Raw genomic sequence first — 13788 nt, 5'->3', positions numbered from 1 at the left:
GTTGCCAACGTCTCGCTGCTGAGGCAGACCGGATTGAACCCGGAACTGGGAGCCGCCCTCGTGCTTGATGACGTAATCAACCGCTACCTCGCCTGTTACAATGCCCGTGATATCGACGGAATGCTCGATTGCGTGACGGAAGACGTGGTGTTCGAAAATATCTCCAACACGGGTCAGTCCATGCGTCTGGATGGCAGGGACATGATGCGTCAGGTCGCGGAATTGTCAGGAAATGCCTTCTCCTATCGCCGTCAACGACTGGTCAACATTGTCAGTGGAGGCGGCAAGGCTGCGGCCGAGATCGAATTTGAAGGCAAGGCCGCCGTAGACCTGCCCAATGGCATCAAGTCCGGCGAGACCGTAAAAGTACGCGGCGCGAGCTTTTTCGAATTTCGTGGAAACCTGCTCTGCCGCATCGCGGATTATAGCTGATCTCCATGCAACAAGCCGCAGACTTCCTCGATGAATCGCTGGCCCTGTCCGAGCTGATCGCACCCCTGTCCGATACGGACTATACGCAGAAAACCGCATTCAAGGGCTGGACCATCGACATGGTTCTCCGCCACCTGCATTTCTGGAACACCGCAGCGCTATTGTCGGTAAAAGACGAGGCGGCATTTCAAGCGCTTGTATCCGGCCTGACGGACGCACTCCGCGAAGGCGCACTTCCAGACCATGAATATGCGTATTTCGAGGGCCTGTCAGGCCGCGCCTTGCGGGAGGACTGGCTTGTCATGGCAGACCGTACGGCAGATGTCTTCGCTCAAACCGATCCATCCCGGCGCCTGCAATGGGTGGGCCCAAGCATGAGCGCGCGGTCTTCGATCACGGCGCGACTTATGGAAACCTGGGCGCACGGTCAGGAAGTCTATGACCAGCTGGGCGTCGTCCGTGAGAATAGCGACCGTATCCGCAATATCGTGGTACTGGGCGTGAACACCTATGGGTGGACTTTTGCCAACCGGAAACTCCCGGCTCCGGGGCCAATGCCCTTCCTGTCCCTTACCGCGCCGTCCGGCGAAATCTGGACGTATGGCGAAGAACAAGATGATGAGCGTATTGCAGGCCGCGCAGAAGAATTCTGCCAAGTCGTAACGCAGGTACGCAACGTGGCGGACACAAGTCTTTCCGTATCCGGAAAGATTGCTCAATCCTGGATGACACAAGCGCAGTGCTTTGCGGGCCCTCCGCAGCCGCCACCAGCGGCCGGGACACGGAAGACGCGCACGGCCTAAAGCGCTGCGATAATTGCATCCGTCATCTGGTGAGTCTTGAGCTCTCCCCCAAGATCTCGCGTACGGGCGCCATCTTCCAAAGCCTTGCCCACTGCTGCGAAGAGCCTGTCGGCGATTTTTTCACGCCCCAGAGACCAGCGGAGGGCCATTTCAAGCGACAGAATGGCTGCACACGGATTTGCGATACCCTGTCCCGCAATGTCCGGCGCCGAACCGTGCACCGGCTCATAGAGGCCCGGCGTACCATCCGCTCCAAGGGACGCTGAAGGCAGCATTCCGATGGACCCGGTCAGCATGGCGGCTTCGTCAGAGAGAATATCCCCGAACAGATTACCGGCAAGAATCACATCGAACTGTTTCGGCGCTCGGACGAGCTCCATTGCACAAGCATCCGCATACATGTGGCTGAGTTCGACGCCAGCGCCGAACTCGGCATGCGCCAATGTGACTTCCTGACGCCAGAACAGGCCGGTCTCCATGACGTTCGATTTTTCTACCGAACAGACACGGCCATCCCTGCCACGCGCGATTTCGAAGGCGACCCGGGTCACACGTTCGACTTCCGGGTGCGTGTAGATCGACGTGTCATACCCCCGGCGCAGTCCGCCTTTCTCATCAATGCCGCGGGGCGTGCCGAAATAGACACCCCCTGTCAGCTCTCGAACGATCATGATGTCCAGGCCTTCGACCACTTCAGGCTTCAGGCTGGAGGCGCTGACCAATGCCGGGAAACAGAAAGCGGGCCGCAAGTTCGCAAAAACATCGAGGCCTTTGCGCAGAGCCAGCAGGCCAGCTTCCGGGCGCTTGTCGCGCGCCGTACCCGCCCATTTCGGCCCACCAACCGCGCCGAGCAGAACCGCATCCGATCGACGGGCCTGCTCCAGCGTATCCTCGTTCAACGGCGTCCCGTGGGCATCAAAGGATGCTCCGCCAACAAGCCCCTCTTCCAACAGGAGATCTGGAGCCAGAACGTCCACCAGGCGCCGAACTTCGGCCACAACTTCTGGGCCAATCCCGTCTCCTGGCAATAACAGTAAGGTCTGTTTCACTTCCGCGCTCCACTCATGTTCGGACAAGTTTGTTTTGTGGCACCTAGTAGCCACCACAACACAACCGAGCAATACTGTCGCGTGTGGTCGGCGGCCGGGCCAGGTCGACCTGGGAAAGTTGAGCCACCCGAGAGTGGAAGTGCCTACATGCCGGGTTCGCGTGGTACGGGTGTGTAGCGGCTATCAATCTTGTCCTTGAATTCCTTGGCCTGTTCTTCGTTCCGCTCATCTATGTCGGCCCAGGTTGCCTTGTTGTTGCAAACCCGTTTTGGCAGCATCGAGCCGAACTCCTTGATGGAGCGGCACTCTCTTTCGGCGCCTTCCGCCAATGTCATTTCCTCAGACCCGGTTGAACTCGCGCAGCCCGCGAGAGAAACCATCAATCCAACTGCAAGCACAGAACCCGCAAATTTCATCTTTATCTCCCAAAGTGTGCAATTCAGAACCGCGTCCACCACTAACGGTTGTAACCAGCGGGCGCAACGCCTTCTACGTCTCCACCAAACAAGAACGAAACCCGCTCGTGCGACTCTCAGGTCTCGGGGTCACGCTTTTCTTCGGTTGAGGCGCCCGCTTCGTCGGACGGCGCGGACTGAGCCTCTGGCAGGGTGACATTGACTTCAGGCTGCGTGCCGAATGGATCCGTATGACAAGCCGCGACAGACGCCAGCACCAATCCCCCCAGAATTGTCAGGCTTAATCTCTTCATGACCATCCTCTTCGCTTTCCGGGTCAGCTGGCCTTTTCGAGCCATGGCATGGAGACGCGTCGACGCGCTTCGAACGTGTCGATCTCGCTTGCTGCAGTCATCGAACTGCCAATCTCGTCAAGGCCTTCCATGAGGTTTGCCTTACGGCCTGCATCCACTTCAAACGCATACACTTCGCCATCCGGCCCGGTGACGATCTGGGCTTCAAGGTCCACGGTGAAGACATGGTTCGCCCCCCCCGCCTGATCGGCCAGCTTCTGGCATACGTCGACTGGCAGGCGAACTGGCAAGATGCCATTCTTGTAGCAGTTGTTGTGGAAGATGTCGGCGAAACTCGGCGCGATCACACAAGTAATACCCTGATCCAACAGAGCCCAGGGCGCATGCTCGCGCGACGAGCCACAGCCGAAGTTCTCGCCCGCAATCAGGATACTCGCCGTCGCGTATTCAGGCCGGTTCAACACGAAATCGGGCCTGGGGGAGCCATCCGAGAGCGTTTTCAGCTCATGAAACAGTCCCGTCGAAAGACCGGTGCGTTCGGTCGTCTTCAGGAATTGCTTGGGAATAATCATGTCGGTGTCGACATTCGACATCGGCTTGCCCTTTTCGAGCAGCGGCGCAGCGGTTCCGGTGAGTTGGGTAAAGGCTTTCATGAGGCGTGTCCTACCTTGAAGAATGCGCGATGAACAGGGTCGGCACGCCCAATGTGCCGTCCCTTATAGTGAAAACGGCAGACCCCGGTTTGCGACCTGTCCGCTGTTCGGAAACATTGAAGCCAGCCTCCGTGAGGCGTGCATGTGCCGCCGAAAGATCATCCACGGTCCATGTCAGGCCCCAGATACTGTCCGGCGCGGCTGGGTCATGATCTTCCCCGAGGCGGTTGATGACCTCAAAGGTCAGCCCGCCTGTGCGGAAGAACAAAAAGCGCGTCTTCCACTCTTCCCGCGTCCGGTCGAGCGCCAGATCCAGCCCCAACCGTGCGCCATAAAGCCCTAATGCCCGGTCGGGATTGGGCGTGTTGATGACAATATGGTCCAGCGATGTGACGCAGCCAGACGGCGCGTCCGCCACGGGCAAGGCTTGTTCCGGCGAGATGATGAAAATCTTCACGCCAGCAGTTTGCGCGTCCGCGCACCGGAAGCGCGTCCATTTCCGGGTTTCGCCGTTGATTGCGTTTGTACTGCTTCCATCGCCGATCTCGCCCGGCATCAAGCCACGACGGGTCAGCTTGTGATGCGCGGCGGAAATATCTCCCGTTCTAAAAGCGAGGCTTTTCAGGCCGGGGCCTTCGTCGGAGATGATTTCCCGCAAACGGTCGGCCACCGCCCCCTCCCCGTCCGGGGCCATCAGTTCAAGACTGGTATTCTCCAATTGGAAAATGGCTGTTGCGGCACCGTCGGCTGAGGCGCGCCAATCTGCCGACCGCCCGAGCAATTGCTCATAGACGGCCGTCGCGGAGCTGATCCCCGGACAGACCAGCACGAAATGGTCGAGACCCGTAATCATGCTGATCTAGAGACCCTCAAACAGGGCTGTCGATACATACCGTTCGGCGAAGCTTGGCAGGATGACGACAAGGGTCTTGCCGGCCATGTCGTCACGCGCGCCAACCTTGACCGCTGCGGCCGCTGCCGCGCCGGAGGAGATACCGCCGGGTATGCCTTCGAGCCGCGCAAGTTTGCGGGCCGTTGCAAAGGATTCCTCATTCGAAACTTTCACGACTTCATCAATCAGGCTCGTGTCCGCATTGCCGGGGATAAAGCCTGCGCCGATGCCTTGGATCATGTGCGGGCCGGGCTCGCCCCCGGAGAGCACCGGGCTGCCTTCCGGCTCAATCGCCATCATTTTCAGGTCCGGCTTGCGGGCCTTCAATACGCGGCCTGTGCCCGTAAATGTGCCACCAGTACCTATGCCGGACAGGACAGCATCGACCGCGCCGTCTGTGTCCGCCCAGATTTCTTCTGCTGTGGTCAGCTCATGGATGGCCGGATTGGCGGGATTGTCGAACTGGCTTGGCATCACCGCGCCGGGCGTCGCCTCAAGGATTTCCTTCGCCTTCGCGATAGCACCGCCCATGCCCTTCTCTTTCGGCGTCAGGACCAGTTCTGCGCCCAGATAAGCCAGCATCTTGCGACGCTCGATCGACATGGATTCCGGCATGGTCAGGATCAGGCGGTATCCTCGGCTCGCCGCCGCAAAGGCCAGGCCGATGCCGGTATTGCCTGAGGTCGGCTCAACCAAAACGCCGCCGGGCTTCAGCTTGTCGTCCGCTTCCAGCTGCAACACCATGTTCAGGCCGATCCGGTCTTTCACGCTGGCGAGTGGATTGAAGAATTCGCATTTGAACAGCAGGTTCGCCTTGATGCCTTCGGCCTCGGCGAACTTCGGCGCAGCAACCAGCGGCGTCGATCCGACCGTTTCGAGGATAGACGCGTAGGTACGACCGCGCGGGCCATCCAGCGAAACGTTTCCGGGCAGGCTGACAGTATTGCTCATGGGTCCACTCCATCTGGTTTTGGCCGGACTATCTGCCCTCCCTGCTCCAGACGCAACTGAAGGATGAGTTTAGCCAATCACGCCCTGGATCGCGGCGCGCGCTGCGAGGGTAGGGCTCATCAGATGGGTGCGGCCGTCGCGGCCCTGACGGCCTTCGAAGTTCCGGTTCGAAGTCGAGGCGCACCGCTCGCCCGGTGCCAGCGTGTCGGGATTCATGCCGAGACACATGGAACAGCCCGGCTCGCGCCATTCAAACCCGGCTTCGAGAAAGATCTCGTCCAGCCCTTCGGATTCGGCTTGCGCACGGACGAGGCCAGACCCCGGCACGACCATGGCACGCACGCCTTCGGCCACTTTGTTGCCCTTGGCGACTTCAGCGGCGGCGCGAAGATCTTCGATCCGGCTGTTCGTGCACGAGCCGATGAAGACGCGCTGCACCGGTGTGCCCTTAATCGGTGTACCACCTTCAAGGCCCATATAGGCCAGTGCGCGCTCACACGCACCTGCCTTGATTGGATCACTGAAATCTTCCGGCTTCGGAATAATACCCGACAACGGAATCGCCTGTTCCGGGCTCGTGCCCCAGGTCAATGTCGGCTCGACCGCTTCGCCCTTGATGTGGACGACTTCATCAAATACGGCATCCTCATCGGAATAGAGCGTCGTCCAAAAAGATTTCGCGACATCCCATGCGCCACCCTTGGGCGCGGCCGGGCGGCCCTTGATGTATTCGAACGTCGTCTCGTCTGGAGCCACCAGACCCGCACGGGCACCGCCCTCAATGGCGAGATTGCACAGCGTCATGCGCCCTTCCATGGAGAGGCTCCGAACTGCATCACCGCGATACTCCATCACGTATCCCGTGCCACCGGCCGTACCGATGACGGAAATTATGTGCAGAGCGAGATCCTTGGCGGTCACGCCTTCTTTCAAGCTGCCAGATACTTCGATTGCCATGTTCTTGGATTTCTGCGCACGCAAGGTCTGCGTGGCGAGCACATGCTCAACTTCCGATGTGCCGATACCATGCGCCAGCGCGCCGAACGCGCCATGCGTGGACGTGTGGCTATCACCGCAGACAATCGTCATGCCGGGCTGGGTGCGCCCCTGCTCCGGCCCCACGACATGGACGATGCCATTGCGGATGTCGCCCATCGGGAAATACTCGATATTGTGCTCGGCCACATTGCGGGTCAGCGTTTCCAGCTGGTTGCGCGCATCGGGGTCTGTCACGCCAGCAAGGCCGGCGGCCTGGTTCTCGGTCGGCGTGTTGTGGTCAGCGACGGCCAGGGTCAGGTCCCGGCGGCGCACACCGCGTCCGGCCGCTTTCAGTCCGGCAAAAGCCTGGGGCGTCGTCACTTCGTGAATCAGGTGGAGATCGATATAAAGCAGGCTTTCACCGCCCTCATCGGTGTGCACCACATGTGCGTCCCAGATCTTGTCGTAAAGTGTCTTACCAGCCATGGGGCCTCTTCCTGTCATATCGCGGCGCACCATAGCGGCGCGCGCCCGGCTGGGAAGGGGTCAATTGGCGATTGGCGACTCTTGATCACAGGGCGGAGACAGGCGCACGGCCAGCGCCTTCAGCTCGTCCATCTCGAAATCGCCGGAAACGAGTATTTCACCGCCTGTGATCCGTTCCAGCACTCTGGGAGACATGATGGTTTCCTCGTCCACCCGCAAGGGGAGGACTTCACCCATATTGGCCACCGTGAGGGCTTCCAGCTTGGATGCGCCGGACTCGTCCATACGGATGGAAAGCGCCGGTCGACCCGCCGAATCCGTCACGGCCGAAGCCTGAACCTGATAGGGTGCAAAGCGGGTACCACCGATAAAAAGAATACCCTGCGCTATGTCAGGCGGGCGACAAGCCGGCATTGTGAGGCGCAGCGTGTCGTCGGCGGGTTCGCAGGCAGCAAGCAATGAAACGGCGAAGAGTGTGAGACAGAGGCGTTTCATGCCTCCGAACGTGCCACAGAAATACCAGCCCCAAAAGTGAAAACGCCCCAACCAAGAGGCGGGGCGTTTCTTCAATTCCTGACTAAAGTGTCGGGACGTCTATTCTTCAGCAGCGCCTTCATCAGCGGAGGCAGCCGCAGCGGCCTCTGCTTCAGCGGCAGCAGCAGCTGCAGCCTCTTCAGCGGCTTTCGCCTTGGCAGCCTCTTCGCGAGCCTTGGCAGCAGCTTCCTTGCGGGCGGCTTTCTCTGCATCTTTCTGGCGGCGGCGCTCGGTTTTCGACACGGCAATTTCGACCGTTTCGATGCCGTGGCCGGTGGTACGTTCAGCGATACGGGCAGACTTACCGCGACGATCGCGCAGATAGTAGAGTTTCGCACGGCGCACGCGACCCTTGCGCTTCACTTCGATGCTCTCGATCATCGGGGAAGCCAGCGGGAAAACGCGCTCGACGCCTTCACCAAAGGAAATCTTGCGAACCGTGAAGCTCTCATTGATGCCACCGCCTGCGCGGGCAATACAGACGCCTTCAAAGCGCTGGACGCGCTCACGGTCGCCTTCCGTGATGCGGACGTTCACGGCCAGCGTGTCACCCGGTGAAAAATCCGGGATGTTCTTGTCGCCGACAACGCGGGAAAACTCTTCCGCTTCGAGCTGTTCAATCATGTTCATCGCCTGTCTCCGGCGGTTGTAATTCGTTGGTATCTGAGTAAGCGGCGTATAAATCGGGACGGCGGTCAATTGTCAACGACTTTGCGCTGTTAAACCGCCATTCTTGTATGCGTTTATGATCCCCCGACAGCAGAACCTCCGGAGTCGGGTGGCCTTCCCACTCCCGGGGCAGCGTATACTGGTCGTGTTCCAGCAATCCGGTCTCGAAAGATTCCTCCTCAAGGGAGGCCTGGTTCCCCGCAACTCCGGGCAACAAACGCACAACCGCCTCGGTCATCGCCATGGCTGCGACCTCACCCCCAGCCAGCACGAAGCCGCCGATGGAAACCTCGCGCAGGCCGCGCGCGCGGATCACTCGCTCGTCCAGCCCCTCGAACCGGCCACACATCATCACCATGCCCGGGCCGCCTGCCAGGTCCCGCGCCAGTTTCTGTGAAAACGGCTCTCCGCGCGGCGAAAGATAGATCAGCGGCTTGCCGTCTATGTCGATACTGTCCAGCGCCGCAGCCGTCACATCCGGTCGCAACACCATGCCTGCGCCGCCCCCCGCCGGCGGGGCGTCGACATTCTGATGCTTTCCGAGGCCGAAATCGCGCAGCTGGACGGTTTCATAGTCCCAGATGCCTTCGCGACGCGCGCGCTCCAGGATGGAGACGCCGAGCGGGCCGGGAAACGCTTCGGGAAACAGGGTGATGAAACTTGCCTTGAACATGCGCCGAGCCTTTAGCCTACCGCGTGCGCTCCGTCACGTCTCGCCAGGCCGTTACCCAAATAGCTGGCCGTCTTCCTGCCCCCCAAGAGAAGAACGCCAAGCGACAGCGGTCGACAAAAGTTGACGCATGTGTCACTTTTTTCCTGGGAGGAATAAAATGACAAAAGCGCTGCCGGGTCTCACACCCGAAGAAATTGGCCGTGTCCGCAAGCCTCTGGAACAAGCCTATACCCTGCCCCCAGCCGCCTATCTCGACGAGGATGTGTATGCGCGCGAAACCGACCAGATCCTGCGCAAGAGCTGGCTCCCGCTGGCACGCATCGACCAGATAGCCACGCCGGGCGATTTCGTTTCGCTCGACCTGTTCGGCCAACCGGTCATGGTGGTTCACGGACATGATGGCAAAGTCCGTGTCATGTCGCGCACATGCCTGCACCGCGCAGCCCTGCTGGCAGACGGAAACGGCAATCGCAAGCTATTCACATGCCCCTACCACGCCTGGAGCTATGACACGTCGGGCCAGCTTGTCCGGGCGCCCCTGATGGATGGTGCAGATGAGTTTGCTGAATCCAATTGCCGGCTGCCCCAGCTCCGCACGGAAATCTGGGAGAGCTTTATCCTCGCCAATTTCGACCCCGACGCAGCGCCCTTCGCCCCGCCGGTCGAGACGTTTTGCAAGTATTTCGAGAAATTCCGCCTCGCCGACATGAAGGTCGTTCACACGCTCGAATTCGACAGCGAGTGGAACTGGAAAGTGCTGGTGGAGAATTTCATGGAAGCTTACCACCACATCGCCACGCATTCCGAGACGTTCGAGCCCGCCTATCATGCCCGCGACTCCCGCGTGCCGGACAATGATGGCCCGTGGTCCATCCTGCACATGCCGGCGGCCCATGAGGAACTGCCGCCTGGCCTGCCCCCGCTTGAAGGTCTTGCAGACTGGCAGGCGCGCGACCTGTTCGCGACCGCCATCTTTCCGCACTTCCTGCTGGGCATTCAGGGCAGTGTCGTCACCTGGTACCAGGTCTTTCCGCAAGGCGCCGGCAAGTTGCATCTGAAGATCCATATCTGCGTTCCAGCCGCCTATAGCGAGATGGAAGGCTTTGACGAGATTGCGGAAGGCATGGCCCTGATGGTCTCGGCGATCCATCACGAGGATATCGGCGCGAATGATCTTGTCTGGCAGGGCCTCAACGCGCCGATGACACGGCAAGGCCGCCTCTCTCCACTTGAGAAGGCCATCTGGCAGTACAATCAATGGTGGCTCGACAAGATGGAAGCGCCCTAGGCGGCCCCATCCCAATCCGGCCAGTCGCGGAACAGGCCGAACTTGATGTTGGTCACCATGGCATTCGCGCTGAAGTGCAGCGTATCGGTCTCACCGGACCGCGCGGCGGCGGCGCGGAAGGCCGTGTCGAGCTGGGCGAGGTCGCGCGTCTCGATCATGATGTGGAACTCGCGCACATCGTCCGGCCGCAGGCCCAGCTTGCAGCGCATCATGCGCCAGGATTCGATCCGGCCGCCTGATTTCATGTGGTCCAGAAACGCCGGCAGCGCCTTGGCGAAGGCACGCTCGTCCGTTCCGGGCTTCAGGTCAAACCAGATGTGATAAATGTCCATGCCGCGCTCCCCTGCTTGGTCGCCTGTTGCACCTATCGCAACCGGCTGGCAATTGGCATACTCGTTTCATGACGTTCCAACCGGGAGTTTTGTGACATGGGCATCATCGCATCGGTGGCAGCCTTTCTTGGACAGAAACCCCGTACCGCATCGAACCGGAAAGTGCCGGAGGCCTACAAGGCCATGTCCGCCGCCGAACTGAAGGACCGCGCCATGGCCGGCGATGTCCAGGCCGAAACCGCCCTGCGCCAGCGTGCAGCTTCAGCGGGCAAATGAGACTGGACCGCCAAGGCGCCAGCCTCTACTCCAGACCTATGCCCCAAAGCCCCGCCCTCTCCGTCCTGATCCCGTTCTTCAATGAAGAGGGCAATGTGCACCCCGTGATCGACGAGGTCCATGAGCAGCTGGCGGGGATCAGTTTCGAGATTGTGTGCGTGAATGATTGCTCGTCCGACGCGACAGAGCAGGAACTTGCCGAAGCGATGGCGAAGCATCCCGATACCGTGGTCGTGTTCAATCATGTCGCGCGCAAGGGGAAGTCCGCCGCACTGTTCACCGGGCTCAAATCTGTGCGCGGCCAGTGGGTACAATTGCTTGATGGGGACGGGCAGAACGATCCGGCGGATACGGCCCGTCTCTGGAAAGAGATCATTGTGCCGGGCGCATCCCCAAGCCTCGGCATCATTGCAGGCAAGCGCAACAGCCGGAATGATTCCGGATTCAAATGGATACAGTCCCGCGTCGCCAATGGGGTACGCCGCTTCGTGCTTCAGGATGATGCGACGGATACCGGATGCGGATGGAAACTGATCCGGACCGAAGCTTTTCGCGATCTGCCCTTCTTTGCCTCGATGCACCGCTTCCTGCCCGCCCTGATCAAGCGCGCAGGCTGGGATGTGCGCGAAGAGCGCGTGAATGATCGCAAGCGACTGGCGGGAGAATCCAAATACGGATTCCTCGGCAGGCTTGGCGCGGGCATCTTTGACCTGATCGGCATGTTCTGGCTGATCCGCCGGGGCGGATACGGCATCGCGCGCGAATGGCATGACCCGCGCGCGAACTGAGCCGCAACACCCCTAATCCTTGTGAACTTCTCCACCCCGATTGCGCAGGGCTTTCGGCATATTGTTTGACCGTTGCGGTTGCGGACGCGGCGTGGACCGTTGCTGCGGCTTTACCCGAGCCGGTTGGCGCTGAGCCTGTGGCCGGGCTTGCCGTTGCGGCTGTGCCTGTTTGCGCGTCTGCGGGGCAGGACGGACTTGCGGGCGCGCCGGTTGCCTCACCTGTTGTCTGGTCTGCTGTTGGGGACGGATCGTCTTTTGCTGGCGCGTCTGGGTTTGAGGGCGCTGCTGAACCTCACGGCGTTGCGTTTGAGTGTTCCTCAGCGCCTTGGGCCGCGAAGTATTCATGTCCACTTTTTGCCTGGGCCGCGGCGTGGCTGTGGGCCGGCGCTCGGTTTGCGCGCGGTTGCGCTGCGTTGCCGCCGGTTGCACCTGGCGCGTCTGCGGTCTCTGGGTGGTCGAACGGTTGGGCTGAATGGTCCGCACATTAGGACGCGGACGGTCTTCAGAGCCAATATTGGCGCGTTGCGGGCGACCTGGCAGAGCGTGTGGGCGACGTTGCTGAGTCACGTCCCGCGCCTTCGGCCCGCCGGCAAGCGGGTTTGCCGCTGTCGGCGCAACTGTCTGCACATTTCCATTTCGTCCGCCGCCACGATTGCCATTCCGGCCATCATCCCGGCGACCGCGGTCTGCGTGACCCCCATCATTTCGGCCACCGCGATCTCCGCGTTGACCATCTCCCCGGCCGCCGCGCGGGCTGTCACCCACCGGCCGAATGGACGAGATGTTGTCATTCAGACGAATACCATTCAGCCGGTCCGTCGAGGCATCGACGATCTGACAGCGCCCTTTATAGTTCGCATGCTCGCAAACTTCCCATTTGCCGGAACGGATTTGCAGCGACGATATATTGTCATTGAAGCGATAGCGACTGAGGTCGGAAACGCCCTTGTTGAGGCCAAGCGAGGCACCGCGTTCATAGGAATCCGTGTAGAGCGTCACCGCGCCATTGCGCGCGCCATAATGCCCTTTCAGCGGGCGCTGTTGCTTGCGGTAATGACGCCCATAGTGCGGATTCGCGCCATGACGCGTCCAGCCGAAGCCATAGGGGCCGTGGCCGAGACGCGGACTGTAATAACCGTGGGATCGATAGCTCGGCGAATAGCCATAATGGTAGACACTGACACTCGTGCTGGTGCCATAGCCATGTGAGTAATTGTCGTACCCGTAACGGGCATTGTCAGCATAGCGGATATAGCCCGACTGATCGCGGGTGAACATCAAGCCGTGCTCGGCTTCGGTATACTCGTAAATCGGGCGCACCGACGTTAGCTCGCGATCAAGGCCGTACCAGTCGAGGTCCTGGACATCGCCACGAATGAAGACACAGCGGCCGGTGAAATCGCTATGCTCGCACAGCTCCCAGGCGCCGGACAGGACCGCAACGGATTGCGCGCGATCATTGAAATAATAGTCGTTCAGGGAATAGACGGAATCGAAGACTTCCCGCACTTCCCCGCGAAAATCCTCGCCGCTGAACAACATGAGCCCTGCCGGTTGCTCATTGCCTTCATACTGCGCGGCTGCAGCGCCCACTACAGTTAGCGGAAGGGCAAGAGCAGCGCCGAAGCGGATTAATCTGGCAAACATGGGCAGTTACCTCGTTCTTAACCTACCCTTTATGACAGGTGGCGTCTGAACAAGCGGCAACATGGGTCAATCAGTGGGTTCAGCCTCATCCCCGAGCGCCGTCCATTCGGCGAGATCCGGAATGATGATGCGGGATGTGGCAAGGTCCACGGTCGGCACATCGGCCAGCGTGAAGGGCACGAGAACCGTATCGCCCCGGTCCGCCAAACGGATTTCGAGCAAATCATCTGCGCCGAAATTCTGCACGGCTTTCACGGTGCCCGCAGGCTCATTCCCGCCCGCGAACACCTGAAGACCGACAAGGTCCTCGATGTAGAACTCGTCGTCATCTGTTTCCGGAAGTTTCGCGCGCGGGACATGCAATAGCGTGCCACGCATCGCGTCCCATTCTTCTTTTTGCTTCTGTTCCTTGGGACGCACGATGAAATGGTCCTTGCCGGGCCGGGCCGATTGCGGCGTCAGCACAGGCTTCCCGGCTTCATCAGTCAGCGCACCATAGGTGAACACATCATCCGGGTCGGCGGTAAAGCTTTTCACTCGCACATCACCGCGTACGCCGTGCGCACCCTTGATAACGCCCACGACGATCTGTCTCTCAGTATTTGATTTCGCGCTCATGCCGCTTCTC

At 60.3% G+C, this 13788-nt stretch carries 18 protein-coding genes; 5 read left to right on the top strand and 13 right to left on the bottom strand.

All coding sequences use genetic code 11. From position 1 onward, the window contains the following. The first annotated feature begins 60 nt into the window (after positions 1-60). Together B2P82_RS03775 and B2P82_RS03770 are read left to right on the top strand one after the other, a co-directional pair. Complete coding sequence (locus B2P82_RS03775) at positions 61-432, top strand: nuclear transport factor 2 family protein (protein WP_034817434.1); 372 nt, start codon at positions 61-63, stop codon at positions 430-432. Positions 433-437: 5 nt separating this feature from the next. Next, positions 438-1235, top strand: a complete 798-nt coding sequence (locus B2P82_RS03770; protein ID WP_290495236.1) for a TIGR03084 family metal-binding protein — start codon at positions 438-440, stop codon at positions 1233-1235. Here B2P82_RS03770 and leuB read toward each other — a convergent pair. From leuB to trmD, 10 genes are all read right to left on the bottom strand, one after another. Beyond that, entirely contained in the window at positions 1232-2284 is a 1053-nt protein-coding gene (gene leuB / locus B2P82_RS03765) for a 3-isopropylmalate dehydrogenase (protein ID WP_290482368.1), read from the bottom strand. The two genes, B2P82_RS03770 and leuB, sit on opposite strands and share 4 nt — an antisense overlap. 143 nt (positions 2285-2427) lie before the next feature. Further along, on the bottom strand, positions 2428-2700 hold the full coding sequence (locus tag B2P82_RS03760; RefSeq protein WP_290495234.1) for a YgdI/YgdR family lipoprotein: 273 nt from the start codon (positions 2698-2700) through the stop codon (positions 2428-2430). Positions 2701-2816: 116 nt separating this feature from the next. After that, positions 2817-2993 (bottom strand): hypothetical protein, encoded by a 177-nt coding sequence (locus B2P82_RS03755; RefSeq protein ID WP_290480333.1) that lies wholly within the window; start codon positions 2991-2993, stop codon positions 2817-2819. Positions 2994-3016: 23 nt separating this feature from the next. Beyond that, positions 3017-3646 carry a 3-isopropylmalate dehydratase small subunit gene (leuD, locus tag B2P82_RS03750; protein ID WP_206991810.1) on the bottom strand — a complete coding sequence of 210 codons (630 nt, stop codon included), beginning with the start codon at positions 3644-3646 and terminating at the stop codon, positions 3017-3019. Positions 3647-3656: 10 nt separating this feature from the next. Further along, entirely contained in the window at positions 3657-4499 is an 843-nt protein-coding gene (locus tag B2P82_RS03745) for a VOC family protein (RefSeq protein ID WP_290495232.1), read from the bottom strand. 6 nt (positions 4500-4505) lie between these two features. Beyond that, positions 4506-5489 carry a cysteine synthase A gene (cysK, locus tag B2P82_RS03740; protein WP_290495229.1) on the bottom strand — a complete coding sequence of 328 codons (984 nt, stop codon included), beginning with the start codon at positions 5487-5489 and terminating at the stop codon, positions 4506-4508. A 69-nt stretch (positions 5490-5558) separates the two neighbouring features. After that, the gene (leuC, locus tag B2P82_RS03735) at positions 5559-6953 is read right to left on the bottom strand and encodes a 3-isopropylmalate dehydratase large subunit (RefSeq protein ID WP_290495228.1); all 1395 of its coding nucleotides are present in this window, start codon (positions 6951-6953) and stop codon (positions 5559-5561) included. A gap of 60 nt (positions 6954-7013) precedes the next feature. Beyond that, the gene (locus B2P82_RS03730; protein WP_290495227.1) at positions 7014-7448 is read right to left on the bottom strand and encodes a SecDF P1 head subdomain-containing protein; all 435 of its coding nucleotides are present in this window, start codon (positions 7446-7448) and stop codon (positions 7014-7016) included. Positions 7449-7547: 99 nt separating this feature from the next. Continuing rightward, complete coding sequence (gene rplS / locus B2P82_RS16940; protein WP_206991805.1) at positions 7548-8117, bottom strand: 50S ribosomal protein L19; 570 nt, start codon at positions 8115-8117, stop codon at positions 7548-7550. Further along, positions 8104-8829 carry a tRNA (guanosine(37)-N1)-methyltransferase TrmD gene (gene trmD, locus B2P82_RS03720; protein WP_290495226.1) on the bottom strand — a complete coding sequence of 242 codons (726 nt, stop codon included), beginning with the start codon at positions 8827-8829 and terminating at the stop codon, positions 8104-8106. The genes rplS and trmD overlap by 14 nt, the downstream gene beginning before the upstream one ends. A gap of 157 nt (positions 8830-8986) precedes the next feature. Between trmD and B2P82_RS03715 the strand changes: the two genes are divergently transcribed. Beyond that, entirely contained in the window at positions 8987-10117 is a 1131-nt protein-coding gene (locus tag B2P82_RS03715) for an aromatic ring-hydroxylating oxygenase subunit alpha (RefSeq protein ID WP_290495225.1), read from the top strand. On the opposite strand, the gene B2P82_RS03710 is transcribed toward B2P82_RS03715, so the two are convergent. Further along, on the bottom strand, positions 10114-10449 hold the full coding sequence (locus B2P82_RS03710; protein WP_290495224.1) for a DUF6614 family protein: 336 nt from the start codon (positions 10447-10449) through the stop codon (positions 10114-10116). The genes B2P82_RS03715 and B2P82_RS03710 overlap by 4 nt on opposite strands. A gap of 96 nt (positions 10450-10545) precedes the next feature. Here B2P82_RS03710 and B2P82_RS03705 point away from each other — a divergent pair, with 96 nt between their 5' ends. Together B2P82_RS03705 and B2P82_RS03700 are read left to right on the top strand one after the other, a co-directional pair. Next, positions 10546-10725: a hypothetical protein gene (locus tag B2P82_RS03705; RefSeq protein ID WP_290480327.1), complete on the top strand. Its 180-nt coding sequence runs from the start codon at positions 10546-10548 to the stop codon at positions 10723-10725. Continuing rightward, positions 10722-11513: a glycosyltransferase family 2 protein gene (locus B2P82_RS03700; RefSeq protein WP_290495222.1), complete on the top strand. Its 792-nt coding sequence runs from the start codon at positions 10722-10724 to the stop codon at positions 11511-11513. Before B2P82_RS03705 ends, B2P82_RS03700 begins: the two co-directional genes overlap by 4 nt. Positions 11514-11525: 12 nt before the next feature. On the opposite strand, the gene B2P82_RS03695 is transcribed toward B2P82_RS03700, so the two are convergent. Continuing rightward, positions 11526-13160 (bottom strand): beta/gamma crystallin family protein, encoded by a 1635-nt coding sequence (locus tag B2P82_RS03695; RefSeq protein ID WP_290495220.1) that lies wholly within the window; start codon positions 13158-13160, stop codon positions 11526-11528. A gap of 66 nt (positions 13161-13226) precedes the next feature. Then, positions 13227-13778: a ribosome maturation factor RimM gene (gene rimM, locus B2P82_RS03690; RefSeq protein WP_290495218.1), complete on the bottom strand. Its 552-nt coding sequence runs from the start codon at positions 13776-13778 to the stop codon at positions 13227-13229. Between the last annotated feature and the right edge of the window lie 10 nt (positions 13779-13788).

The organism is Hyphomonas sp. UBA4494, assembly GCF_002388935.1.
In the GTDB taxonomy this organism is placed as follows: Bacteria; Pseudomonadota; Alphaproteobacteria; order Caulobacterales; family Hyphomonadaceae; genus Hyphomonas.
This window is presented reverse-complemented; position numbering and strand designations above follow the sequence as displayed.